The organism is Achromobacter sp. 1014246743 (assembly GCF_059760725.1).
Genome location: NZ_JCBANA010000156.1, coordinates 1 through 531, shown reverse-complemented (window position 1 = coordinate 531; position 531 = coordinate 1). Strand labels below are relative to the sequence as shown.

Genomic DNA, 531 nt, shown 5'->3' with positions numbered 1-531 from the left:
TCAGACCATCGGTGACCGCGATCAGGATGTCCTGGGTGCCACGGGTCTTAAGCTCGTTGAACACCTTCATCCAGAACTTGGCGCCCTCGGTCTGCTCGATCCACAGGCCCAGGATGTCCCGGGTGCCATCGGGCAGCACGCCCAGCGCCAGGTACACCGCCTTGTTGCGCACCACCCCGTCCTCGCGGATCTTGACCCGCAGTGCATCGAAGAACACCACCGGGTACATCGTTTCCAGCGGCCGGGTCTGCCAGGCCGTGACCTCGTCCATGACCGCATCGGTCACCGAGCTGATGAACTCCGGCGAGACCTCGGTGCCGTACTGCTCGGCCAGGAACCCCTGGATCTCGCGCACCGTCATGCCCCGTGCGTACATCGCGATGATCTTGTCATCGAACCCGGTGAAGCGGCGTTCATGCTTGGGGATCAGGATCGGGGCAAAGCTGCCATCTCGGTCCCGAGGGATGTCCACCCGCAAGGGGCCGTCGTCGGTGAGCACCGTCTTGCGGCTCTTGCCGTTGCGCTGGTTGG

The 531-nt window shown here is 64.2% G+C and carries 1 protein-coding gene; it reads right to left on the bottom strand.

Annotation, left to right across the window (positions count from 1 at the left end; genetic code table 11):
* On the bottom strand, positions 1–531 hold a 531-nt coding region (locus AC6LJ2_RS30040; protein WP_498152760.1), incomplete at both ends, for an IS256 family transposase.